The organism is Mobiluncus porci (assembly GCF_009695935.1).
Lineage (GTDB): Bacteria > Actinomycetota > Actinomycetes > Actinomycetales > Actinomycetaceae > Mobiluncus > Mobiluncus porci.
Genome location: NZ_VUMY01000011.1, coordinates 39,487 through 61,912, shown reverse-complemented (window position 1 = coordinate 61,912; position 22,426 = coordinate 39,487). Strand labels below are relative to the sequence as shown.

Annotated in this window: 19 protein-coding genes and 1 tRNA gene; 7 read left to right on the top strand and 13 right to left on the bottom strand. The window is 57.9% G+C overall.

From position 1 onward, the window contains the following. The 4 genes from FYJ63_RS07065 (at window position 1) to FYJ63_RS07050 (ending at window position 3,951) form a co-directional block, all read left to right on the top strand. Window positions 1-1,296 (top strand): DNA polymerase III subunit delta', encoded by a 1,296-nt coding sequence (locus tag FYJ63_RS07065; RefSeq protein ID WP_154545170.1) that lies wholly within the window; start codon window positions 1-3, stop codon window positions 1,294-1,296. Between the two features lie 21 nt (window positions 1,297-1,317). Continuing rightward, window positions 1,318-2,883: an alpha/beta hydrolase gene (locus FYJ63_RS07060; RefSeq protein WP_154545168.1), complete on the top strand. Its 1,566-nt coding sequence runs from the start codon at window positions 1,318-1,320 to the stop codon at window positions 2,881-2,883. A 130-nt stretch (window positions 2,884-3,013) separates the two neighbouring features. Further along, window positions 3,014-3,086: transfer RNA gene (locus FYJ63_RS07055), tRNA-Thr, on the top strand. A gap of 529 nt (window positions 3,087-3,615) precedes the next feature. Then, on the top strand, window positions 3,616-3,951 hold the full coding sequence (locus FYJ63_RS07050; RefSeq protein ID WP_154545166.1) for a histone-like nucleoid-structuring protein Lsr2: 336 nt from the start codon (window positions 3,616-3,618) through the stop codon (window positions 3,949-3,951). Between the two features lie 53 nt (window positions 3,952-4,004). On the opposite strand, the gene ispF is transcribed toward FYJ63_RS07050, so the two are convergent. From ispF to FYJ63_RS07025, 5 genes are all read right to left on the bottom strand, one after another. Next, window positions 4,005-4,508, bottom strand: a complete 504-nt coding sequence (gene ispF, locus FYJ63_RS07045; protein ID WP_154545164.1) for a 2-C-methyl-D-erythritol 2,4-cyclodiphosphate synthase — start codon at window positions 4,506-4,508, stop codon at window positions 4,005-4,007. 52 nt (window positions 4,509-4,560) lie between these two features. Further along, entirely contained in the window at window positions 4,561-5,946 is a 1,386-nt protein-coding gene (locus FYJ63_RS07040; RefSeq protein WP_229770043.1) for an MFS transporter, read from the bottom strand. Window positions 5,947-6,054: 108 nt separating this feature from the next. After that, on the bottom strand, window positions 6,055-7,431 hold the full coding sequence (locus FYJ63_RS07035) for an MFS transporter (protein ID WP_277026478.1): 1,377 nt from the start codon (window positions 7,429-7,431) through the stop codon (window positions 6,055-6,057). Between the two features lie 109 nt (window positions 7,432-7,540). Next, on the bottom strand, window positions 7,541-8,389 hold the full coding sequence (locus FYJ63_RS07030; protein ID WP_154545162.1) for an IspD/TarI family cytidylyltransferase: 849 nt from the start codon (window positions 8,387-8,389) through the stop codon (window positions 7,541-7,543). A gap of 84 nt (window positions 8,390-8,473) precedes the next feature. After that, window positions 8,474-8,956 carry a CarD family transcriptional regulator gene (locus FYJ63_RS07025; RefSeq protein WP_154545160.1) on the bottom strand — a complete coding sequence of 161 codons (483 nt, stop codon included), beginning with the start codon at window positions 8,954-8,956 and terminating at the stop codon, window positions 8,474-8,476. A 214-nt stretch (window positions 8,957-9,170) separates the two neighbouring features. Here FYJ63_RS07025 and FYJ63_RS07020 point away from each other — a divergent pair, with 214 nt between their 5' ends. Next, entirely contained in the window at window positions 9,171-9,332 is a 162-nt protein-coding gene (locus tag FYJ63_RS07020) for a hypothetical protein (protein ID WP_229770042.1), read from the top strand. Between the two features lie 254 nt (window positions 9,333-9,586). Here FYJ63_RS07020 and FYJ63_RS07015 read toward each other — a convergent pair whose 3' ends face one another. After that, window positions 9,587-10,321: a phosphoglyceromutase gene (locus FYJ63_RS07015; protein WP_154545156.1), complete on the bottom strand. Its 735-nt coding sequence runs from the start codon at window positions 10,319-10,321 to the stop codon at window positions 9,587-9,589. A gap of 210 nt (window positions 10,322-10,531) precedes the next feature. On the opposite strand from FYJ63_RS07015, the gene FYJ63_RS07010 reads away from it, so the two are divergent. Continuing rightward, window positions 10,532-11,173 (top strand): AMIN-like domain-containing (lipo)protein, encoded by a 642-nt coding sequence (locus FYJ63_RS07010; protein ID WP_154545154.1) that lies wholly within the window; start codon window positions 10,532-10,534, stop codon window positions 11,171-11,173. 31 nt (window positions 11,174-11,204) lie between these two features. On the opposite strand, the gene FYJ63_RS07005 is transcribed toward FYJ63_RS07010, so the two are convergent. The 3 genes from FYJ63_RS07005 to FYJ63_RS06995 all read right to left on the bottom strand — a co-directional run bounded on the left by FYJ63_RS07005 (window position 11,205) and on the right by FYJ63_RS06995 (window position 14,653). Beyond that, window positions 11,205-11,534 (bottom strand): AzlD domain-containing protein, encoded by a 330-nt coding sequence (locus tag FYJ63_RS07005; protein ID WP_154545152.1) that lies wholly within the window; start codon window positions 11,532-11,534, stop codon window positions 11,205-11,207. Then, on the bottom strand, window positions 11,531-12,403 hold the full coding sequence (locus FYJ63_RS07000) for an AzlC family ABC transporter permease (RefSeq protein ID WP_154545150.1): 873 nt from the start codon (window positions 12,401-12,403) through the stop codon (window positions 11,531-11,533). The genes FYJ63_RS07005 and FYJ63_RS07000 overlap by 4 nt, the downstream gene beginning before the upstream one ends. Before the next feature lie 354 nt (window positions 12,404-12,757). After that, entirely contained in the window at window positions 12,758-14,653 is a 1,896-nt protein-coding gene (locus FYJ63_RS06995) for a ribonucleoside triphosphate reductase (RefSeq protein WP_154545148.1), read from the bottom strand. Between the two features lie 286 nt (window positions 14,654-14,939). Here FYJ63_RS06995 and FYJ63_RS06990 point away from each other — a divergent pair, with 286 nt between their 5' ends. Then, window positions 14,940-16,238, top strand: a complete 1,299-nt coding sequence (locus FYJ63_RS06990) for a pyridoxal phosphate-dependent aminotransferase (RefSeq protein WP_338106867.1) — start codon at window positions 14,940-14,942, stop codon at window positions 16,236-16,238. Between the two features lie 210 nt (window positions 16,239-16,448). On the opposite strand, the gene FYJ63_RS06985 is transcribed toward FYJ63_RS06990, so the two are convergent. The 4 genes from FYJ63_RS06985 to topA all read right to left on the bottom strand — a co-directional run bounded on the left by FYJ63_RS06985 (window position 16,449) and on the right by topA (window position 22,288). Then, window positions 16,449-17,345 (bottom strand): phosphatase PAP2 family protein, encoded by an 897-nt coding sequence (locus FYJ63_RS06985; protein WP_338106866.1) that lies wholly within the window; start codon window positions 17,343-17,345, stop codon window positions 16,449-16,451. Between the two features lie 101 nt (window positions 17,346-17,446). After that, on the bottom strand, window positions 17,447-17,914 hold the full coding sequence (locus FYJ63_RS06980) for a peroxiredoxin (RefSeq protein WP_154545146.1): 468 nt from the start codon (window positions 17,912-17,914) through the stop codon (window positions 17,447-17,449). A 9-nt stretch (window positions 17,915-17,923) separates the two neighbouring features. After that, window positions 17,924-19,270 (bottom strand): MFS transporter, encoded by a 1,347-nt coding sequence (locus FYJ63_RS06975; RefSeq protein ID WP_229770046.1) that lies wholly within the window; start codon window positions 19,268-19,270, stop codon window positions 17,924-17,926. Between the two features lie 234 nt (window positions 19,271-19,504). After that, window positions 19,505-22,288, bottom strand: coding sequence for a type I DNA topoisomerase (topA, locus tag FYJ63_RS06970; RefSeq protein ID WP_338106865.1), 2,784 nt, complete (start codon window positions 22,286-22,288; stop codon window positions 19,505-19,507). Window positions 22,289-22,426: the final 138 nt, after the last annotated feature.

The window sequence follows — 22,426 nt, the reverse complement described above, 5'->3', positions numbered from 1 at the left end:
ATGGCTACGCAAGCATCCGTGAGCCCCGGGGGTGGCATCTGGGCCGAAGTAGTGGGCCAACCCAAGGTTGTCGCCCAACTGTCAAAGGCGGCCAAAGCCGCGCGCGCAGTTCTCGCGGAAAAGACCGACGCTATTGCCCAAACCGAGGACGGCTCCCCAGCACAGACCGCGACCTCGGTAAACACCTCCGCCATGACCCACGCTTGGCTCATTGTGGGACCTCCCGGATCGGGACGATCTACCGCGGCCAAGGCTTTCGCGGCCGCCCTGGAATGCAGCAATCCCGAAGAAGCCGGCTGCGGAGTTTGCGAAGAATGCCGCGCGGTCCGCAAAGGCACCCACCCCGATGTGACCATCATGGCCACTGACCTGGTTCAGGTCACGATTGCGGAGATTAAGGAGCTTGTCCAGGCCGCCTACCAGCGTCCGGTTCGCGGGTCGTGGCGAATCATCATTGTGGAGGATTACGATCGTCTCACCGAAGCGAGCTCCAACACGCTCCTGAAAGCCCTGGAAGAACCGCCTGAGAGGACAGTCTGGATGCTTTGTGCCCCGAGCGCGAGCGCGGTTATCCCTACGGTGCGGTCCCGCTGTCGCTTGGTGCAACTGGCGCTTCCCACTCCCGAAACCGTGGCTGACCTCTTGGTGCGTCGCGACGGAGTGGAGGATCCCGAGTTGGCCGCACAAGTAGCCGCTGAATCCGGGGCGCATGTGGGGCGTGCACGGGCGCTTGCGAAAGACCCCGAGTTGCGTCAGCGGCGAAACCAAATGCTGGAGCTGGTGTCCCGAATGCGGACCTCGTCAGATGCCTGCTGGACTGCGGCGGCGCTCGTAAAACTAGTTGGTCTCGAAGCCGCTGAAATGCGGGAATCCAGCGATACCGAAGAACGCGCGGATCTTTTGCGAACTTTCGGTCTCGACCCCGAGGTAGAGGATTCCCACGTTCCGAAAGATTTGAAATCCCAGCTCAAGCGCCTGGAAGAAACCCAGAAGCGACGCCACAAGCGTCTCGAACTCGACACCTGGGATCGCCTCTTGGAAGACCTTGGCGGGTTTTACCGAGACGTGATGTTAGCCGAACTCGGCGCCCACAGCACTCTGCATAACCGCGCGCTTTCCCCCGTGATTGCGCGCCTCATCGAGTCGGATCCCGACCCGCAATCCCAGGTGTCCCGCTTGGAAGCCATCCGCCGCGCTAGGACCCACCTCATGCATAACGGCCACCCGACCCTGACGATGGAGGCCCTGTGTCTGGACCTGTTACCGCGCAAGAATTCGGCTTTTAATAGACAATAGGAAAAACGAGGAAGGCAAAGAATGAAACGAGTCACCAAAGGGTTGGTCCTTGCTGTCGGAGCCGTCGGGGCCTTGGCGCTGTCTAGTTGTGTCGCCCCAGAGCCGAAAGTCACCCCCACGAAGGTTGCCTCCCCCACCCAAACCATCACCCAGCCCGCTCTGGAGGAGTTTTACTCCCAGAAACTCCAGTGGAAAGGCTGCGGAGGCGAGTTCGACTGCGCGAAACTTGAAGTTCCCCTTGATTATGAAAATCCCACAGCCGGCACCGCCAAGATTGCGATGAAGCGACTGAAAACCACCTCGGAACATAAACTCGGGACGCTCGTCATGAATCCGGGCGGGCCGGGTGGCTCCGGAGTGGACGCGATGAAGCCGGAAAACGCTCCCTATTTCTTCTCTGCTCGGGTTCGCGAAAACTACGACGTGTTGAGTTTCGATCCCCGTGGAGTCCAGAATTCCGAACCGAAGATTGTCTGCCGAACCGATGCTGAGCGCGAAAAAGACAATGCCACGTACTACGACATGGATACTCCGGAAGGGCGCGAACGCGGGATGGCTGACGCTAAACGCCTTGGTGAACAGTGTTTGACGAACTCCCCCGAGATGACGAGGTTTGCCTCCACCGCGAATGTGGCGCGCGACCTCGACATTATGCGGGCAGCGCTGGGGGACAACCGCCTGAACTATCTCGGATACTCTTACGGAACGTACCTCGGAGCGATTTACGCCGACATGTTCCCCGCAAGGGTCGGACGCTTTGTCTTGGACGGGGTTTTGGATCCTGCTGCGGACATCAATGAGGTGGCGGCCACACAGGCGAAAGGCTTTGAGGAGGCGCTTCGTGAATTCTCGAAGCAATGCCAGGAGCGCCACGCCGATGACTGTCCTTTGAGCGGAGGAACCGAGTCGGGGCTGGCCCAGATTCGGACGCTGCTAGATTCGCTTATTGCCGCCCCGCTTCCCGCTCGAGATGGTCGCGAGTTGACGGCGTCGCTCGGTTTCACCGGCATTATCGGTAACCTCTATAACCAGGCTTCTTGGTGGCAAGTCCTCATGCCGGCTCTGAGCTCCGCGATCGAAAACGGGGACGGGACGGCGCTTTTGCAGTCAGCGGATTACTACAATTCGCGGGAGTCTGACGGAACTTATTCGGATAATTCCGCTGATGCCTTCATGGTCATTAACGGCTTGGACTATACCTCGGTCGGAGATTTGGCGATGTGGGAGGCGCAAGCCGCGCAAATGGAGAAGGAATGCCCCACGGTCGGGAAATTCTTCGCCTACAGCTCGCTCGGAGCCGACCAGTGGCCGGTTCCCGCTGACACCGAGGCGAAGCGTGAGGTAAACCCGAAATTGGATGGGGACATCTTGCTGATTGGAACCACGGGGGATCCGGCCACACCTTACTCCATGGCTCAGAATGTGCGCTCCTATATGAGTCACTCCAAACTTCTTACGGTACAGGGATGGAACCACACTTCCTACAACTCCCAGGCCCCGTCCTGCGTCTTGAACATCACCGACACGTATCTTCTGACTGGCAAGATTGCGCCTGACGAAGGTGGCGCTTTTTGTAAAGTGTCCTGAGGGGATTCAAGGTGACCTCCGGTTCGAGAAACCCAGGGGCGCGGAACCTCTCGGGTTTGAGCCAGGGTCGATTTACCGGTAACATTAAGTCTGTCAATTTTCGGCGTTGCCCTTGGGTGAGCCTTGACAAGCCGCCTTAGCTCAGTCGGCAGAGCGATTCACTCGTAATGAATAGGTCGAGAGTTCGATTCTCTCAGGCGGCTCCGTAGTTTCCGTTGCGTACAGCGTTCACCATCGTTCTTCAGCATCGCAATGAATAGGTTCGATTCTCTCAGGCGGCTCCGTAGTTTCCGTTGCGTACAGCGTTCACCATCGTTCTTCAACACCGCAATGAATAGGTTCGATTCTCTCAGGCGGCTCCGTAGTTTCCGTTGCGTACAGCGTTCACCATCGTTCTTCAACACCGCAATGAATAGGTTCGATTCTCTCAGACGGCTCCATAGTTTCCGTTGCGTACAGCGTTCACCATCGTTCTTCAACACCGCAATGAATAGCATGTCCGACACCGAGAACTGATAATCACGAAAGACAGGGAGGCTCTTATATAGAAATAGCAAGCCTCAGGTAATCCTAATTCCGAATGATGCAATTCTCAAGCATTTCCTTTAAAACGTGATATAAATATCGATTTATGCCGAAATAGCTCAGCAGTCAGGTTGAAATTGTTTCTCTAATTTGTTTATCATTTTGATGAATCAATAATTCCTTCTACTTAAACCCGGGGAGGCCTACATGGCAAAGAAAGTCACCACAGTTTTGATTGACGACATCGACAAGAGCGAAGCGAAAGAAACCGTCCAGTTTGCGTTGGATGGAATCAATTATGAAATCGATTTGAATGAAAACCACGCGCGCGAATTACGCGAGGCTTTTGATCGTTGGATCAAAGCCGGACGCAAGACCACGGGGCGTCGCCGTCGCGGAACCGGTTCCCCCATCAACTCCGAGGCTCGCGAGATGAACCGCAAGGTTCGCACTTGGGCTCAAAACAAGGGCATTAAAGTCAGCGACCGCGGGCGCGTTGCGGCTTCCCTGGTGGAGCAGTACCGCCGCGAAACCGGAGAATAATCTCCGTACAAAAATCCATAGAGGGCTGGCAGCCTCGCGAATCTCTTATTGATTTAGACTTTTTCTAAGAGACAAATCCCGAGAGCTGCCAGTCCTTCTTTTCTTCCTGTAAAACCCATCCCATCGCTGGTAGTGGCGGAAAAAGTAATCGGAGCCTGGATAATATTCGAAAGCGACTCGCTTGCTGCGTCGTAATACGGAGCCAGACGGGGAATTTGGCCAATAACTTGGACTCCCCCATTAATAACGCGCCAACCATTTGCGGATAGCATTTGCTGAGCCGACTCCAAAAAAACGCGACCGGAAGCCCCCGCATACTCAGGGCGATCCACCCCAAAATTCGAACCCAAATCTCCCAAGCCCGCCGCACCAAGCAACGCATCGGTAAGGGCGTGAGCGGCCACATCCCCATCGGAATGCCCCACCAACCGCGGGGCATCCGGAATCGCCAAGGTGGCGAGCATCAGGGGGTGACTCGGATCCGGCATTGCCAGCCCCCCGTCGGCCGCAGTCTCAAAACGGTGGGCGTCAAAAGCCTGTCCAACTCGAATCTCCATACCCCGATTCTAAGATGAGCTCTTACTCTGTCCTAAAAACTCACGCAGCCCGCTAGTAGCCGGAGGCGGAAAGCGGGGGAATCTTGCGGAGAACGAGCGCAAACCCGATGACGAAAGCCGCCAAAATCCCTGCCACCAGGATCACGCCCGCCCAGCCCAGGGCACTCCACCCGAAGCCCGCGATGGTTCCGAAAAAGGAGCCCCCGGCATAGTACATGATCGAATAGGCCGAAGACGCTTGGCCGGTAGCGCCCACGCCGGACACGGCCCGAGCCGTCACCCAGCCGGTCGCCACCGAATGGACTGCGAAAAAGCCCATGGTGAAAACCACCAAGCCCGCCAGAACCATCCACAGGGGACGCCCCAAAGTGAGCAAAATTCCGGCCAAAAATACCAGGCCAGCCAGCGGTTCCACCACGCGACGCCCGAATCTCCCCGCGAGCAATCCCGCCACCGAGGCCGACCAAGACCCGAAGAGATTCACGAGATAAACCAGGGAAACCAGCCACGTCGCCAAGAGATAGGGCTCAGCGGTGAGGCGGTAGGGAACCATGTTGAAGATACTTTGATAGGCTCCCATCGCGGTTCCGGCAATCAGGAATAGTAAAGCCATACCCGGCTCGGTGAGGACCGCCTTAGTGTTGGCCAGCAACTTCCGCAATCCCGGCTCGGCGCGGACAAATCCCTCCTGGGTCGGGAGGAGCCGCCACACCACCACGGTTAAGACCAGCCCAAAGGCGCCGATGGTTGCCACCGTCTCATTCCAGGCCAGGAAATGAGACAGGCCACCGGAGATAATCCGCCCGAGCATCCCCCCGATCGCGGTTCCTGCGACGTAGGAGCCGGCGGCGCGCGGGAGGTCTTTCGGGTTAATTTCCTCCGCCAGGTAGGCGGTTGCAACCGCGGGGAGACCCGCCAAGGCGAGCCCTTGAGCGAAACGCCCCACCATCAGGAAATGCCAATTCGGGGTGAAGCCGAGGACTACTCCGATAAGGGAAGTCACCAAGAGGGAAATGAGGATAATCGGGCGCCGTCCGAGACGCTCCGATGACGGGCCGATGAAGAACATGGCGACGGCAAGCGCGAGGGTTGCTAGGGAAACCGTTAGTGAAGCCGTCACCGGCGCAATGCCGAAAAAGCTCGAGATATCCGGGAGGAGAACCTGGGTCTCATAGAGCTGGGCGAAGGTCACGAAACCGGCGACGAAAAGCGCAATCTGGATGCGTTTATATTCGGGGTCTTTGCGGGTGTAGCCGGTGAATTTGGCTTGGGCTTCAGGGGAAAGGGCGTCAGGAGGTGGCGTTTCGGGCGGGGTGGACTCGGCGGCAGGAGCAGTTCTCGCCCCGTCAATCATGGCCGGATCGGGAGAGGCGATAATGATTTCGGGCTGGCGAGGGCCCGGCGCTTTGGAGGGGGGCGTCGGCTCATTTTCGGTCATGCCTATGACTATATACCCGCCGGTCTCCCCCGAAGGGGTAGCTATACACAGAGCACCGGTGTATTGGCAGCTCGCGGAGCCTAGTCCTTCGGTTTCGGCGCGGGTGTATCAAGACCCAGCGGGCGGTGCAGGAGCCGCTTGCCTCCCGAGAACCACGTGGTCCTCTTTGACGGGAATCAACAGGAGCAAACCGAGAAGGAGCACCATCCCGATTCCGAGAATCCCCCAGTACTGGGTGGACTCCCCGATTGCCTCCGCGGCGCGACCATCAAGGGCGGTTCCGAGGCTGATGAACAGGGTAAACATCAAGGGCGCGAACCAGGTCACGGAGCGACCCGTGGTTTGGTAGAGACCGAAAATCTCGCCTTCATGGCCCTCGGGAATGCGGCGCGCCAGGAAAGAACGCGAGGCCGATTGGGCTGGGCCGACCCAGATTGTCATGAATAGACCGAAAGTCCACATGATGATTTTCCCGCCATTGTGGAGGGCGAAAATCGCAACGCAGGAGATAACTAGAGCCACCAAAGAGATAAACATGACTTTCTTCGGGCCGATTTTGTCGTCGAGAATCCCGAACAGGGCGGTGGCAATCCCCGCCACCACATTGGCCGCCACCGCGAACATGATGACTTCCCCGGCGCTGAAACCGAAGGTCACGGCAGCAATGATGCCGCCGAAGGTGAAGACTCCGGAAAGCCCGTCGCGGAAAACTGCCGAAGCCAGCAAGAAGTACAACACATTCGGGGCGTTGTAGAACAGCCACTTGATGTCGGCAAAAAGCTTCTTGTAGGACTTGAAGATTGATTCGCGGGGAAGATTCTCGCTTCCCGGAACGACCCGGCCGGGGACTGCGAAAAGGACGGGGGTGAAGAAAATGAAGGCCCACAACGCGGCGATGAGCATGGCGGTCCTAACGCCCATGCCGTTTTCGGTGGGCACTCCGAACCAGTTGTTTTCCGAGATAAACCCGAAGTTCAGGAACATCAGGAGGATGATGCCACCAAAATAACCGCTGGCCCAGCCGATGCCGGAGATTTTCCCGATATTGTCGGCGTTAGAGATTCGCGGCAGCATCGCGTAGTAGTTGACCGTGGCGAACTCGGCAAACATGGTCATCACCGCGAGAAGCCCGACTCCAAGAGCGAGGAGTTTCGGGTCGGGGGCTACGAAAAACATGGCAGCGAGGCAGACGATGGTGATGGCGGAGAAGATTGCCAGCCAGAAGGTGCCTTTGCCGCGCCTATCAGCGCGCTGTCCGGTGATGGGGGCGGTGAGCGCCACGATGATTCCCGCGATGGTCATACCGGTGGAAACCGCTTGTGAACTCGCAGTTTGATCCCCGAAAGCCTGGCTGGTGAGGTAGACCGTGAAGACGAAGGTGGTGGCGACCGCGTTGACGGAAGCGCTGCCGGCATCCCACAGGCACCAGGTGAATTTTTGGATAAAACTGCCCTCGGTCGAGGGCGTCTTTGCATCAATAGCCACGGTCTTAGCCTATCGGGTTTTTGTTAGCGCTTGGTTAAATTCCTTGGCAGCAGCGGCTTTTGTAGGGTGCGGGAATGCCAGGTATGGAGCCAGGGCGAACTCGGAGTCTCTAGGGAGTCAACAAACAGGTTGCGAACTGGAGGTCTAGCGGGCGAGTGATTTTGAAAGCCAGGTCGTCTCCGGGAACGATTCCGACGGTAATACCGGCTTCCTCCGCCATTCCCGCGTCGTCACCAAAAGCCCGGGACTCGTCCGCGGCTCGCGCGGCGAAGTTAGTGTGCAGTTCAAGGAGGGATTTCAGGCGAAATCCCTGGGGGGTCTGGACCGCGCGGAGTCTCGCGCGGTCCAGGGTGGATTCGACGAATTCGGGTTTCTTGGCGGATTCGGAGGTGCTCAGATTAGGGTTCGAGCTTCCGTCTTTTACGCAACTCGGGGGATTTTGGCCATCGCTGCCATATTTGGCAGTGATGGCCAAATTTTCCTGAGTTACATAGTCTCCGGTGGCTATCTTGATGGTGTCAGCGACCGGCTGGGCAGGGATAACCGCTTCGGCTCCAGACTCCAAAGCGTTGAAAACTCGGTCAAAAACCGCGGTCGGGGTGAGGCACCTCGCCGCATCGTGGACCACCACCAGGTCATCGTCTTGGACTGGCGCGGCACGCTCACCCAGCGCCGCTAGGGCGCATGCTACGGATCCTTGGCGAGAATCCCCGCCGGAAACAACCTCAACAAACATTTCGGGAGAGTAGTGCCCCAGGTTACGTATCTGGCTAGCTATCTCGCGGAATACCTCCAGATGAGAGGCGGGCGCGCTGATGACCAGGCCGTCTAACTGAGGTAAACGCTCAAGGGCGAGAGCCAAAATCGTCTGCCCATTCACCTCGACAAGAGCCTTGGGAACCCCAAAACCGAGACGGGTTCCCGAACCTGCCGCAGTCACAATGGCGAATTTCCTCATTTCTCCACTTTACCCGCCGGATTGTGGAAGCTTAAAAAGCGATGAACCAGGAAATCCTGGTTCATCGCTTTAGGGTATTGAAAATTAGGAGGCCAAAACCTCATCGAGACGCAACGAGGCATTTGCCTCGTCGGTCTTCTCAGCCAAAGCCAGTTCCGAAACGAGAATCTGGCGGGCCTTCGTGAGCATCCGCTTTTCTCCGGCGGAAAGCCCGCGGTTGGAATCACGGCGGCTCAAGTCGCGCACGACTTCAGCAACTTTCACAACGTCGCCAGTGGCAATTTTTTCCACATTCGCCTTGTAACGACGCGACCAATTGGAGGGTTCTTCGGTTTTTTCCGCGCGCAAGACTTCGAAGACGTGCTGTAGGCCTGCCTGGTCCACAACATCGCGGACTCCAACCATTTCAACGTTTTCGGAAGGAATCTGAATCGTCAAATCGCCCTGAGCTACACGCAGCTTCAAATATTCGCGCTCCACACCTCCAATGACCCGTGTCGTGATCTCTTCGATCGTGGCGGCCCCATGATGGGGATAAACTACGGTTTCACCGACGGTAAATGTCATATTCTTAAATCTCCCGTTATCGAGGTGGATATCCCTATTCTACCACGAAAACCTGGTATAAAGTAATCTGAGGTGTACCATTTTCCGCGCCAGACTAGGAAAAAATGGGTTCAAGAGGCCTGAATTAGCTAGGGGGGACGCTATGTATCAGCCCAAACGTAAACGAAAAATTTCACGAAAAAAGAACCAGGGCTTAGACCTTACAAATGCCGCTGTGAAACGCAAATCATCGCGAGCAGCGGAGAAATCCATATCCGCGCGCGCCGGGGATATAGCCCTGTTTCACGGGCGCGACGCGGAGCTGCTAGATCCTCCGATTTATCGAGTGGAACGCACGCGGCGCGGTACGGAGCCCAGCCCCGGCACCGAATTCTGACCACACCGATATGCGCCAAATAAAACGCCAAATAAAAAGAGAGGATTGGAACAAAGTTCCAATCCTCATTTAAAAGTTCAAAGCAAATCAACGCGGTCGGGGACGGTTCTCCTTTGCTCCGCGCTTACGGCGCAAGCGCCGTTCAAGGTGCTCCGGCTAAACAGCTTCGCTGTTTTTATCGCCTCCGCACTGTTACGCGCTGGCTTATGCTTCGCTGCCAGCTCGCGCAGTAAAACCGTCCCCGACTGCTCCGATTACTTCCCCTGGTTCGCCACGGCCTTAATCGCGTCTTCCGCCGCATCCGGATCGAGGTACCGGCCCGGTTTCACGGGCTTGAAGTCTTCTCCGAGCTCGTAGTAAAGCGGAATTCCGGTCGGGATATTCAGGCCCGAAATCTCGTCATCACTAATGGAATCAAGGTGCTTCACAATCGCGCGGAGCGAGTTGCCGTGCGCTGCAACCATGACGGTCTTGCCGGTCTTCAAATCCGGAATCACCGCGTCATTCCAGTAAGGCAGCGCCCGCTCGAGCACGTCTTTCAAGCACTCCGAGCGCGGAATCGGCTCACCAGCATAGCGCGGGTCGGAGTCCTGAGAGAACTCCGAGCCGAGCTCAATCTCGGGCGGCGGCACGTCGTAAGAACGACGCCACTGCATGAACAAATCCTCGCCGTATTCGTCACGAATCGCCTTCTTGTTGAGCCCTTGCAAAGCCCCGTAATGGCGCTCGTTCAGGCGCCAAGAGCGGCGCACCGGAATCCAGTGACGGTCAGCCGCATCCAAAGCCAGGTTCGCGGTCATAATCGCGCGACGCAGGAGTGAGGTGTGGAGGATATCGGGAAGGATTCCCTCCGCTTTCAACAGTTCCCCACCGCGAGTGGCCTCGGCGCGTCCCTTTTCGGACAGTGGCACATCGACCCAACCGGTGAAGAGGTTTTTAGCATTCCATTCGCTCTCGCCGTGGCGGAGCAAAACCAGTTTGTATGTCATGCCCTCATTCTTTCACAACCGCTTCGGGCGCAAGTGGCTTTTAGGGGAGGTAACTATGTAACTCGTGCGATTTTGGCCTTTGCTGCCATATATGGCACTCATGCCCAAAATCCCAAGACTTACATACCCATGTTGGGGTATAACTAAAAATGACTGACTCAAAGAGGACGCAATTAGCCCCGACCAATCGAGCCCTTGCTAAGGAGAAAAATGTCACGAAAAACCCTGGCCGCGACCCTGTGTGCACTCCTGTTGACCGGAGGCACGCTTGGTCTTACCGCCTGCCAAGAAACCGCTCCCACCGCCTCAAAGACACCAGGCTCCGAAACCACGCCAATCCCGTCTGGCCCCAAGAAATGGGTTGACCCGCTCGGCATCACCACCGAATTCACCACTGAACCGAGCGAGTCAGAAGACCCCCTGAACATCAACGCCCAGGTGCGCCTTAACCGCGTGGAAGGTGCTGTCACCGGCCAGTTCGAGAACACCTTTGCCCGCTATATCGTGTATTTCGACGGCGAACCCGCCGCGCCCCTGCAATGGTCCGCAACCGGATGGCAAGACGAAGTGATAGCTGATGGGTCGGGAGAGCCGATAGACCTCGCGGGCGCGCGCAAACTCCAGATCGTCATCGCGGGAGTCGCCTACCCCGAAAATCTGGAAGACCCGCATGACGTCCCCCTCACGAAGAGCTTGGACCCGGCCATCACGGATGCCACTATCGAACTGCCTTTCGAGGGGTATTCCCGCTTCCAGATTGCCGCTGAGGAGGACTTCCCTTACCGAGTCACGGTTCTCGACAACCCGACCCGTCTCGTGCTGGACGTGAAGACTCCCACGATTTTGGATTAAACCGCGACGAGCGCTGTCACCAAGGGACGAGTCAGCAATAAGCCAGCACCGGCACCGCCGTAAGCGACGCCTCCACGAGCCAGACTGTTGCCGCCGTAGCCAGTGCCACCACGAAAAGCGAGCGCCCTCGCCAAGCCAACACGAGCGCCACCCCGACACCCGCGAGTGCCGAGATGAGCGTGCCGGTGGACAGGAACGCTGCGGGAACAATCATCGCGGTCAAAACCGCCCACGGGACGTAGTAAAGGAAGGAATTCACCCAGGTTGAACGGATTTCGCGGCGCAACAGCAGCAGCGGCACGGCCCGCAGGAAGTAGGTCGCGAGGAATGCGACGAGAATCGCAAGGGCAAGGTAGCTCATCGTTTCCCCTCCTGTCCGGAGCCAGCAGGGGGATTGTTGAGGGTCTGGTCGGGGGCGTCCGTAGGCGTCTGGGTTTCGGGGGTCGAGTCGTGGGGTTCGGAGGGTTCAGCAAGGGATTGCCGGTTTTTTCGCGGCTGTTCGCCAGAATTGCCCGTTGGCCTTTGCTCCGGAGAATACGGGAAAAAAGTTGCCCCTAAACCCGCCGCGGCCAGCGTCACAATAATAATCCGCCACCCCGAAGAGAGCTCCGAGACGACCGGGGCAAAAGCCAGACCGAGGGAGATCGCGGCCGCGATCGCCACCACAACCCGAACTCGTGTGGACTTTTGAAAAGGCGGGACAACAATCGCGATGAACATGGCAAAGAGCAAAATGCCGGCAGCATTCTGGACCGAGGTCGGCAGCGCATGACCGACATAGGCCCCAACGAGCGTTCCCGCAGTCCAGCCCGCGATTGGGAGAATCATTGACCCCAAGAAATGCCAAAAAGTCACTCGTGGGCGGCCAATGTTGATGGCGTAAATCTCGTCGGTAACGCCTAGCGCCATCACGAGGCGGCGAGCCGTCCCGACAGGCTCCGGATTCGTGGCGGTGAGTTTTTGGGACAGGGACGTGCTCATCAAGAGGTATCTGAGATTCACCAGCAGGGTTGTGAACGCAAGTTCTACGAGTCCTCCGCGGGAGGCGATGATGGTGATTCCGGCGAATTGTCCAGTGGAGGACAGGCTCGTCGCGGAGAAAACTGCCGACGTCAGCGGAGGGAGGCCGCCCTGAGCCCAATAGAGGCCAATGGCGATGGAGACCGCGAAATAGCCCAGCGCAATGGGAATCCCGCCTTCGAGGCCTGCCGCGAACTCGCTTTTTCTCATTGGATTAGTTTATGCCTTTGGACGTGGCTCGAGCGCGCCTCGCGGGGCCAGGTCGAGACTTGCGCGCGGCATAGCCGCGTCTCGTGAGAAACCCGCGACGCGGGCAACCACATGTGTGTCGTGGGCAACCACAAGGTTCTAATCATTGGAGACTCTGATTTACATAAACGCAGGTAACGGCGTTTTTACTGTCGACACGAATCTTAAAATCTCCGCGGTTGTGGTTATTCAGGACGGTGGTGTGGTTGCCCAAGTCACGATCTGAATCGGTAGCCGCCTCGCCCCGCACCGCAGACGATCGAGAGGCTCCGAGGGAGGCAGGGGGACGAGGAATGTACCTCGTCCCCGCAGGCATTACACCAATGCCAGCTCCGGTTCGGACGTGGTTTTAGCGGCAGCCTCCGCGAGGCGGGAATGGAGCTCGCCGTGTTCAACCGCGGCCGACTCGCTAAAGTACTGCCGTTCCGCAAACTCGCCCTTCTTGCCGATGTTGAAGGACTGGACGGGACGGAAATAGCCCATGACCCGCGTCCAGACCTCGCATTCGGTGTGTTTGCCGCGAGCCTCGCACTTCGGGCAATCGAAGTGCTCGCCGGAAATATAACCGTGCGTCGGGCAAATCGAGAAGGTCGGGGTGATGGTGATGTAGGGGGTCCGCCAAGTGGTCAAGGACCGGCGCACGAGCTGCTTGCACGCCTCGGCCGAGCTCACGGCCTCGCCCATGTAGAGGTGCAGGACGGTCCCGCCAGTGTATTTCGTCTGGAGTTCCTCTTGAAGCTCCTCGGCCAAGTAGGGGTCGTTGGTGAAACCGACCGGGAGCTGGGAAGAGTTGGTGTAATAAGGATTCTCGGGCGTTCCGGCTTGGAGAATCGCGTCACCAAACTTCTTCTTGTCAGCCTTCGCGAGCCGGTAGGTCGTACCTTCTGCCGGGGTCGCCTCGAGGTTGTACATGTGGCCGGTAGATTCCTGGAGTTCCACCATCTGGTCACGCACACCGTCGAGGATTCTGACCGCGAGTTCGTGGCCGCGCGGGTCGGTGATGTCATAAGCGTCATCAGTGAAGTTCCGGATGAGCTCGTTCATGCCGTTAACCCCGATGGTCGAGAAGTGGTTGTCTAGGGTTCCCAAATAGCGCTTGGTGTAGGGGAACAGCCCGGTGTCCATGTGGTGCTGGATAGTGACGCGTTTCTTCTCGAGTGTGTCGGAAGCGAGGTCGATGAGCTCGCGAAGCCGCGCCCTGAGACCCGCCTCGTCACCTTTGAACAAGTACCCCAAACGCGCGAGGTTGATGGTAACGACCCCGATGGAACCGGTCTGTTCAGCCGAACCAAACAAACCGTTGCCGCGCTTGACGAGCTCACGGAGATCCAGTTGGAGTCGGCAGCACATGGAGCGGATCTGGCCGGGGTCGAGCTCGGAGTTGATGAAGTTTTGGAAGTACGGCAGGCCGTATTTCGCGGTCATCTCAAAAAGCAGGTTGGCATTTGGTGAATCCCAATCGAAATCCTTGGTCATGTTGTAGGTCGGAATCGGGAAGGTGAAGACCCGCCCGTCAGCATCGCCCTCGGTCATGACCTCCATGTAGGCGCGATTGATGATGTCCATCTCGGCCTGGAGGTCGCCGTAGGCGAAGTCGCAGACTTCCCCGCCGATGAGGGGCTGCTCGTCTTTCAGGTCATCGGGGCAGGTCCAGTCGAAAGTGAGGTTTGTAAACGGGCACTGCGAACCCCAGCGGCTCGGCACGTTCAAGTTGTAGATGAGCTCCTGCATATTCTGCTTGACCTCGTCGTACGTCATGTTGTCGAGGCGAACAAACGGAGCCATGTAGGTGTCGAAACTCGAGAAAGCCTGGGCGCCGGCCCACTCGTTTTGCAGCGTCCCAAGGAAGTTCACGATTTGGCCGCAGGCCGAGGAGAAGTGCTTCGGCGGATTCGAGGCGATAGCCCCCGCCACCCCGTTAAACCCCTGCTGCAGGAGCTGCTTCAGGGACCAACCAGCGCAATAGCCGGCAAACATGTCGAGGTCGTGGATGTGGAAGTCACCTTCGCGGTGAGCCTCGCCGGCCTCGGGGCTGTAAATCTTATCCAGCCAGTAGTTCGCGACCATTTTCCCCGCAGCATTCAAGATCAGCCCACCAACCGAGTATCCCTGGTTCGCGTTGGCGTTCACGCGCCAGTCGGCTTGGCTCAAGTATTCATCAACCGTCTCCAGTGGGTCGATCATGTGAGGGGCGTGCGTCGTTGCGCTCATTGTTTTCCTTCCGTTCTTCTTTTCTCCCTAAAATCCGCGACGCGAGTGCCAGATTTTTTCAGTGGCGCCGCGAGGGGCTCGAGTTTTCAATTTATTCTCAATATTCCTGGAATCAACTATATATGGGGTGTTTCGCGAAATCGACCACAAGATGTTGGGGTTTGAGTTAGTCTTGTCAAACAGCTTTCACGGTTCCAACAGGGGGTTTGTCGGGGTTGTGAGGTTCCTCACTCTCGGAGTCTCGGCGTGTCGGGGTGTAGGTTCAGGACTGCGGTAAGGTGAGACAGTGAAATTTTCAAACCGGGTGGATTTGAGCGCGCCCAACGCGATAGCGCTGGCAGAGCAGAAAGCTTCAGCAAAGGGGAGACTCATTAAGCTGGCGGATTCCAATCCAACCCGCCACGGGCTCGGAGTTAGGTCTTTGCCGGAATATCGCGCCGAGCCTCGCGGGCCGAGGGCGGCCCGCGAGGCTCTCGCGGCGTTCATCGCGAGCCGCGATGAACGCCGCGTCGATCCCGACCGGCTCTACTTACTGAGCTCCACTTCGCAGGCCTATGCCTGGCTGATAAAACTGTTTTGCGACCCCGGAGACCGGATTCTGGCTCCGACTCCGGGTTATCCCCTGGTCGAGGAACTTGCCCGCCTCGAAGCTGTCGAAGTCGACTACTACCCTTTGACCTGGGTTGGAACCCGCTGGGAGATGAGCGTAACCGGCGGGTTGAACCTCTTTGGCGTAGAGACCGAAGGGAACGTAGCCAAAAGGGTGCGACCCAACGGTATAGCGTCAGACAATTCGGCTACACCCTGGGGTCGGACCCTGTCGGCTACACTTCGTTACGCCGACGAGGTCCGACCCCACGGTTCCGCCGACACCCCCCGCGCACTCATCGCGATTAATCCCAACAACCCCACCGGCTCTTACCTCAATCCCGAGGAATACAAGGAATTCGTTGACTTCGCAACCAACGCCAACATCCCCATCATCGCTGATGAGGTCTTTTTTCAGTTTGAGCTCGGCGAAAAAATGAGTCAAAAAGCACGTCCCCATGACTCATTTGCCGGAGAGTCCCGCGTGCTCACCTTCACCCTTGATGGGCTTTCCAAAAACCTTGCCGCGCCGGGAGTGAAGGTCGCCTGGATTGAGGTTTCCGGTCCGGACGAACTCGTCAATGAAGCCCAAAAGCGCCTCGACATCATTGCTGATGGCTACCTCCCGTTCTCCGACGCGCTGGCCGAAAAACTCCCCGACTGGCTCTCCGCAATCTCAGACCAGACCCAGCGAACCCGCGAGCGTTGCCTCGAAAACCTGCAATCCCTTGCTGAACTCGTTTCCCAAGAGCCCACCGGCACCATCAGCATCCTCACCCCCGAGGGCGGTTGGAACGCGCTCCTGCGCTTCCCCGCACACGTGGACGAAGACGAGCTTTTGACCGGTCTCATTCGAGACTCTGGCATCACCGCCCAGCCGGGTTATTTCTTTGACATGCCGTTTCGCGGAGTCGTCTCGGTGTCGCTTCTCCTCGAGCCGGAGATCTTCCGAGCGGCTACCGCGAAACTGCTGGCTGCGGTCTCCCGACTGATTTGAACCGCTAAGCGCCGAAAACCAAACAGCTCCAGGTTTTTTCACCCTCCGGCAAATCACCCTTCACACCCCCAGCGCCACCTCCCTTAATCCATCTCGGACACCTACCACTCGGTAGGTTTTAACTCTAAAACCCATCTTCACAGCTAGATTGGTTTCAAGTTTTCGGGTCAGCTCAAGAAAACCCCGTTTTTTGGGGAGTAACAAAGCTGATTAATGCTCTCGCGCCTGGGTGTTAATCAAAGCCAGAATCACTCCGGCAAGCCCCAGCACCAGCGCTATAGAGGCGAAGGCGAGGATCGCGCCGAGTCCGGTGTGTGCCACGTCGACCAACGTCGCTTCATTCAGAGGTTTAAGCGGGGTGCGGACCCAGGCGACCGCACCCGCGCCCGCGCCGAGGACAGTCGCCAAAAGAGAAGCCAGCAAAGTCACCCGATGGAAGCGTCCAAAACGCCTGACTGTAGCCTCGCGCGGAGCCAGGAGCACTCCCCAAATCCCGGCGATAAGAAAGGCTACCAACACATCTGAAAGCCGGTGCCATTCGTTTAGCATTACCGCAATCCCAACAAAACTCGCTGTCACCCAACCGATGAAGGTCGCGACCGAACGGGCGCGAACCGGAGCGACCATGACGATGCCGATGGCAGCGGTCATCGCGACTGTGGCGTGACCGGAGGGGAGGGAGTTCGCAAGCCCCTCGTAATCTACCCCGAGATTCGGACGGTGAATGATCAAGTGTTTTAACGCCTGGGTGGTGAGGTTCGCTCCCGCGACAAGGATCAGCACGCGAAGCCCCAGCGGCGCGCGGCGGCGCAAAGCAGCAACGATTAGCACGATGCCAGTAAGTGCAATGAGCGCCCCCATCGAGATGGTGTCAAGGACGGCTGCGTCCGCTCCGAGAAGGAGACGTTTTCCGCGTGAGACCGCGAATCGGGTAATGCCGTCGAAGTTTTGGCCGTGGACAGTTGACAGCGCAAGGTGGGTGCCGGCGACGGCCGCGAGCGCGAACACGGCGGAGATAACCAGGCGCCACAGGCGATTACGTGTCAGCCACGCCTCGGGTCTCCCCGAGTTCCTTGGGTTGTCCGCCCTCGCCGCTGATTCGCTCACGGATTTATCTTAGCGGAGCCTGGCGTAGCCGGCGCGGGTCGCACCTCTCTGGAATAGCGAGCCTGCGAGCGTAGCCAGAAGGGTCTGACGCCGGCTACGCTTTAAATCCCGAGGGCTTCGCGCAGGCGCGCGACGTGGCCGGTGGCCTTCACGTTGTATTTTGCGTAAATCAGCTTCCCGTCAGGCCCGACAACGAAGGTAGAGCGCACCACGCCGGGCTTCTTGGTCAGCGGTTTCACCTGCCACACCCCGTAGGCCTCCAGAACCTCCCTCTCCGGATCGGAACCGAGGGCGAAGTTGAGCGCTTGGTTCGCGGTAAATTTCTCCAGGGCTGGCATCTGGTCTGGACTCACGCCGATAACCGTGTAACCTGCGGATTTCAGCGAGTTCAGCGAGTCGCGGAAGTCGCAGGCCTCCGTAGTACAACCGGGAGTCGAGGCCCGCGGATAGAAATACACCACAACTCCCGCCGTAGCCTCCTTCAGGGCGTCAGCAAGCGCAAACGTGCCGTTAGTGGTTTCCACTGTAAAATCCGGGGCGCTATCGCCCACTTTCAATTTTTCTTCCATATTCTCATCCTACTGAGTTGACGGCCCGCGGTAATCGGGATCGGAGGGGTCAGCAGCCTGTGTGTTGATGGGATCGCAACGGTAGTAGCGTTCCCGCGGGCCCTCGATTTGGAAAAACGGCCAATGGCGTGTCGGGAGAAGCTTCACCTTCCACGCCAACATGGCCCACACGAAAACCACGAGCGCCACCCCGATACAGGCAATCGCGCCGACCCCGATGCTCCATCTGGCGCCGAAAGTGTCCCCGACCCAGCCCACGAAAGGCGAGCCAATCGGGGTGGATCCCAGGTTGAAAACGAAGTAAATCGACAGCACCCGCCCGCGCAGTTCCTCGGGAGTGGAAATCTGGATGAGGGCGTTGGCAGCGGTGATGATGGTGATCATGGCGAAGCCCGCGGGAATCGAGAGAATCGCGAAAAGCCAGTAGCTCGGGCTGATTGCGAGCAGTGCCTCCATCACCCCGAAGATGAAGACCGAGGAAACCACCAGCGCGAACCGCGGCCGAGTGCGCCTTGCTGCCATCAGCGCCCCCGCGAGGGAACCGATGGCCATCATCGACCCCAACAGGCCGTATTCACCGGACCCTTTGCCGTAAACGCCTGTGGCCATGAAGGCTTGGGTCATCTGGAGGTTGAAGCCGAAAGCGCCGGTGAGGGTAATCAGCAAGATGATAGCCTTCAGATCCGAGCGAGCACGGACATAGTGGAAGCCTTCTCGAATCATGCCTTTGCGCCGTTCGCCTCGCGCCACGGGATAAAAATGTTCCTTCTTCATCAAGGCCAAGGTCACAACGGGTATCACAAAAATTGCGAAATTGAGAACGAAAATCCAACCCGGGCCGAGTATGAGGATAAATACGCCGGCCAGAGCCGGACCAATCAGGCGGGCAATATTGAAGGCGGTGGAGTTCAGCCCGACCGCATTGGGAAGCGCCTCTTTCGGAACTAACTCGGAGAGGAAGGTTTGCCTGAGAGAAACCGTCAAGGAATCGATGATTCCGGTGGCGAAAGCAATGGCGTAGACGTGATAGAGATGGGCCGTGTCGGTCAGGATTAGAATCCCCAAGAGCAGCCCCAACAGGGCCGTGCCGGTTTGGGTGATTTGGAGGAAACGGCGCCGCTCCACCCAGTCAGCCAACGCTCCCCCGAGGAAGCCCACGAAAAGCTGCGGGAGGAACTGCAGGGCGGTGGTGAGGCCTACTGCGAAAGCGTCATTGTGGGTCAAAATCACGAGAACTACCCAAATTTGAGTCACGCGCTGCATCCAGGTGGCGGTCGCGGCGAAAAGGTTCGAAACGAACCACAGTCGGAAATTCGGATAATTCAAGGAAAGGAATGTCTTGCTAGCCAAATTCATCCCCTCCACATGTTTTTCCCTGTACTAGGCTATCCCAAAACCGGAAAATCGTCCTCTTCATTTCCGTTTAGATTCGGGCTATAACGGAAAAGTATTCTGGAACTCAAGGGATTTTGGGCATGAGTGGAAATAATGGCAGTAAAGACCAAAATCGCAAGAGTTACGGAACTACCTCCGGGTACACAAGCTAACAATCCACCAACTCGCGTGAATAACAGAGCCTTTCACGAGGGCTTACTTAGCAGCGGCCTTCTTCGCCGGAGTCTTTTTCGCAGCAGTCTTCCGCGCAGGAGTTTTCTTGGCGGCTGTTTTCTTAGCCGGAGCTTTGCGCTTCGCCGGACCCTTTGCCCGTTTCGCTGCCAAGAGCTCGAAAGCCGCCGACTCGGTCAAAGTCGCCGGATCGGTTCCGCGCGGAACCGTCGCGTTCGTCTTCCCATCAGTCACGTAGGGTCCATAGCGCCCATTCTTCAAGGTGACTTTCCCGCCGGTTTCCGGATCCTCCCCGAATTCCATCATGACAGTTTGCGCGCTCGCCCCGCCGCGCCCGCGGGTCTTTGGCGCCGCCAACAGCGCCAAAGCCTCCTCAACCGTCAAAGTGAACAGCTGGTCTTCACTTTCCAAAGACCGCGTATCGGTTCCGCGCTTGATGTAAGGCCCGTACCGCCCGTTGGCGGCCACAATCTCGACCCCGTCGCCATCAACCCCGACCGTCCGCGGCAGCCCCAACAAGGCCACTGCGTCCTCCAAGGTCACGCCATCTACTGACTGGGTCTTCAACAAGGAAGCCGTCCGATTCTTGGTCTTCTTCGACTTTTTCTGGCCGATTTCATTCGGCTCGGGAGCCAGCTCCTCCACATAGGGCCCAAAACGCCCGTTTTTCACGACAATCTCGAGTCCGGTCTCCGGATGATGTCCGAGTGCACGATCTCCCTCGGCGCCTTGTTCCAGGAGCTCCTTCGCCTTATCAAGCGTCAACTCATCGGGAGCCACCGTGTCGGGAACCGAGGCGCGTTCCTCCCCGCACTGGAGATAGGGCCCGTAGCGCCCGACTCGAAGGGTAATCCCTTCCCCTAAATCCACGGAATTCAGCGCCGCCGCATCGATATCGCCGAGCTCCTCCACGGCCTTTTCCAAGCCGCTCGCCCGCAAACCGGATCCCTCACCGGTTCCGGACCAAAAGTCGCGCAACCAGGCGCTGCGGTCGGCCTCTCCGGCAGCAATCTTGTCCAAATCCGCCTCCATATCGGCGGTGAAATCGTAGTCCACCAGCCCGGGAAGGTTTTCTTCCAGCAAGCGCACGACCGAAAATGCCAACCAGGACGGCACCAACGCTTGCCCACGCCGGTAGACATAGTGGCGATCCACAATCGTCGAAATCGTGGAAGCGTAAGTCGAAGGTCGCCCGATGCCGCGTTCTTCCATCGCTTTCACCAAAGAGGCATCCGTGAAACGCGCCGGCGGAGTCGTGAAGTGTTGGCGCTCCTCGGAAGAATCCAGGTTCACCAAGTCGAGGGCCTGGCCGCCGCGGAGCTTCGGGAGTCGGGTCTCGGAATTTCCGTGAGCGCCGCTCACGATTCCGTTGCCGTTGTCGCCCTCGTCGCGGCCCTCTTCATAGGCCGCCAAGAATCCGGGATTTTCAATAACTGTTCCGGAAGCGCCAAATTCGCCCAGGTCGGGATGCGCGGGATTCGCTACCGTGATCTTCACCGAGGAAGTGGTTCCGGTCGCATCAACCATTTGGCAAGCTAAAGTCCGCTTGAAAATCAGATCATAGAGTTTCCACTCGCTCGGATTGAGAGCCGACTTCAAGGCGCTCGGGAGCTGGAATTGATCCCCCGCCGGACGAATCGCCTCGTGAGCCTCCTGGGCACCCCTCGACTTCGTCTCGTAGAAGCGGGGTTTTTCCGGAACGGACCCCTCCCCGAATCTCGCCACCGCAAACCTTCTCGCCGCGTGAATTGCCTGGTCGGAGAGGTTCACCGAGTCGGTTCTCATATAGGTGATGTAGCCGTTTTCGTAGAGGGACTGCGCCACGCGCATGGTATCGCGGGAGTTCATCCGCAGTTTCCGGGAGGCCTCTTGTTGAAGTGACGAGGTCGTAAACGGGGCGGGGGGACGGCGACGATACGGCTTCGACTCCACCTCCGAGACTTCCCACTTGGCCTCGTCAGCGCCGAAAATCTCGCCGAGGCGCTCTACGGCGACCCGACTCAACACCACTACGCCGGCTTTTTTCGACGCGGGCTTTAGCTCGCCGTTATCATCAAAATCTTTTCCGGTGGCGACCCGCTTGCCGTCGAGAGTTTTCAGGCTCGCCTCGAATCTCTCTGATGCTGCCCTGACACTAGCCCCGGCGTCGGAGCCGTCACCACCAGCCTGTAGCACTGCCACTAAATCCCAGTATTCTGCGGGTTTGAAGGCCATTCTTTCGCGTTCTCGGTCCACGACAAGGCGGGTCGCCACCGACTGGACCCGTCCGGCAGAAAGTCCGGTGCGGATTTTCCGCCACAGCAAGGGCGAGACTTCGTATCCGACCAGGCGGTCAAGGATCCGGCGGGTTTCTTGGGCGTTCACCAAGTCTTTGTCGAGTTCGCGGGGGTTCGCAAGGGCTTCATCAATGGCATCCTTGGTGATTTCATGAAACACCATCCGCTTGACTGGCACTTTCGGCTTCAAGACCTCCAGCAAATGCCAGGCAATCGCCTCTCCTTCGCGGTCCTCATCAGTGGCCAGCAAGAGTTCGTCGGCGTCTTTCAGGCGCGACTTCAAATCGCTGACTTTCTTTTTCTTATCCGCGTCAACCACATAGTAGGGCTCAAAATCGTGATCCAGGTCAACCGCAAACTTGGCGTATCCGGTCTTTTTCAAGGCGGCAGGGAGCTCGGAGGGCTGGGCGAGGTCGCGGATATGACCAATGGAGGCCTCCACGTCGTAGCCGTTGCCAAGAAAACGGCTGATGGTCTTGGCTTTTGCCGGGGACTCCACGATCACCAGTTTCTGGTCTTGTTTCGCTGCCACTGCTTCGCACTCCTTTTAATTGACTTAAACGCAAGATACAACGAATTTCGGTTTCACGCGAAATCGAGACTTAAAGAGAAAACCCCCGTTCCCGGGGATTTCCCAGGTAAAAAACCCTTTATCTGGCGGTTTTCCTGC

What these genes read in the sequence shown, in the direction of transcription:
- FYJ63_RS07000 (WP_154545150.1), bottom strand. Translation starts at nt 12,403, where the DNA reads ATGAGAAAAAGCGAGTTCGCGGCAGGCCTCGAAGGCGGGATTCCCATT.
- FYJ63_RS07060 (WP_154545168.1), top strand. Translation starts at nt 1,318, where the DNA reads ATGAAACGAGTCACCAAAGGGTTGGTCCTTGCTGTCGGAGCCGTCGGG.
- FYJ63_RS07050 (WP_154545166.1), top strand. Translation starts at nt 3,616, where the DNA reads ATGGCAAAGAAAGTCACCACAGTTTTGATTGACGACATCGACAAGAGC.
- FYJ63_RS07005 (WP_154545152.1), bottom strand. Translation starts at nt 11,534, where the DNA reads ATGAGCTACCTTGCCCTTGCGATTCTCGTCGCATTCCTCGCGACCTAC.
- FYJ63_RS07010 (WP_154545154.1), top strand. Translation starts at nt 10,532, where the DNA reads ATGTCACGAAAAACCCTGGCCGCGACCCTGTGTGCACTCCTGTTGACC.
- FYJ63_RS06980 (WP_154545146.1), bottom strand. Translation starts at nt 17,914, where the DNA reads ATGGAAGAAAAATTGAAAGTGGGCGATAGCGCCCCGGATTTTACAGTG.
- FYJ63_RS07015 (WP_154545156.1), bottom strand. Translation starts at nt 10,321, where the DNA reads ATGACATACAAACTGGTTTTGCTCCGCCACGGCGAGAGCGAATGGAAT.
- FYJ63_RS07040 (WP_229770043.1), bottom strand. Translation starts at nt 5,946, where the DNA reads ATGACCGAAAATGAGCCGACGCCCCCCTCCAAAGCGCCGGGCCCTCGC.
- ispF (WP_154545164.1), bottom strand. Translation starts at nt 4,508, where the DNA reads ATGGAGATTCGAGTTGGACAGGCTTTTGACGCCCACCGTTTTGAGACT.
- FYJ63_RS07065 (WP_154545170.1), top strand. Translation starts at nt 1, where the DNA reads ATGGCTACGCAAGCATCCGTGAGCCCCGGGGGTGGCATCTGGGCCGAA.
- FYJ63_RS07025 (WP_154545160.1), bottom strand. Translation starts at nt 8,956, where the DNA reads ATGACATTTACCGTCGGTGAAACCGTAGTTTATCCCCATCATGGGGCC.
- FYJ63_RS07030 (WP_154545162.1), bottom strand. Translation starts at nt 8,389, where the DNA reads ATGAGGAAATTCGCCATTGTGACTGCGGCAGGTTCGGGAACCCGTCTC.
- FYJ63_RS06995 (WP_154545148.1), bottom strand. Translation starts at nt 14,653, where the DNA reads ATGAGCGCAACGACGCACGCCCCTCACATGATCGACCCACTGGAGACG.
- FYJ63_RS06975 (WP_229770046.1), bottom strand. Translation starts at nt 19,270, where the DNA reads ATGAATTTGGCTAGCAAGACATTCCTTTCCTTGAATTATCCGAATTTC.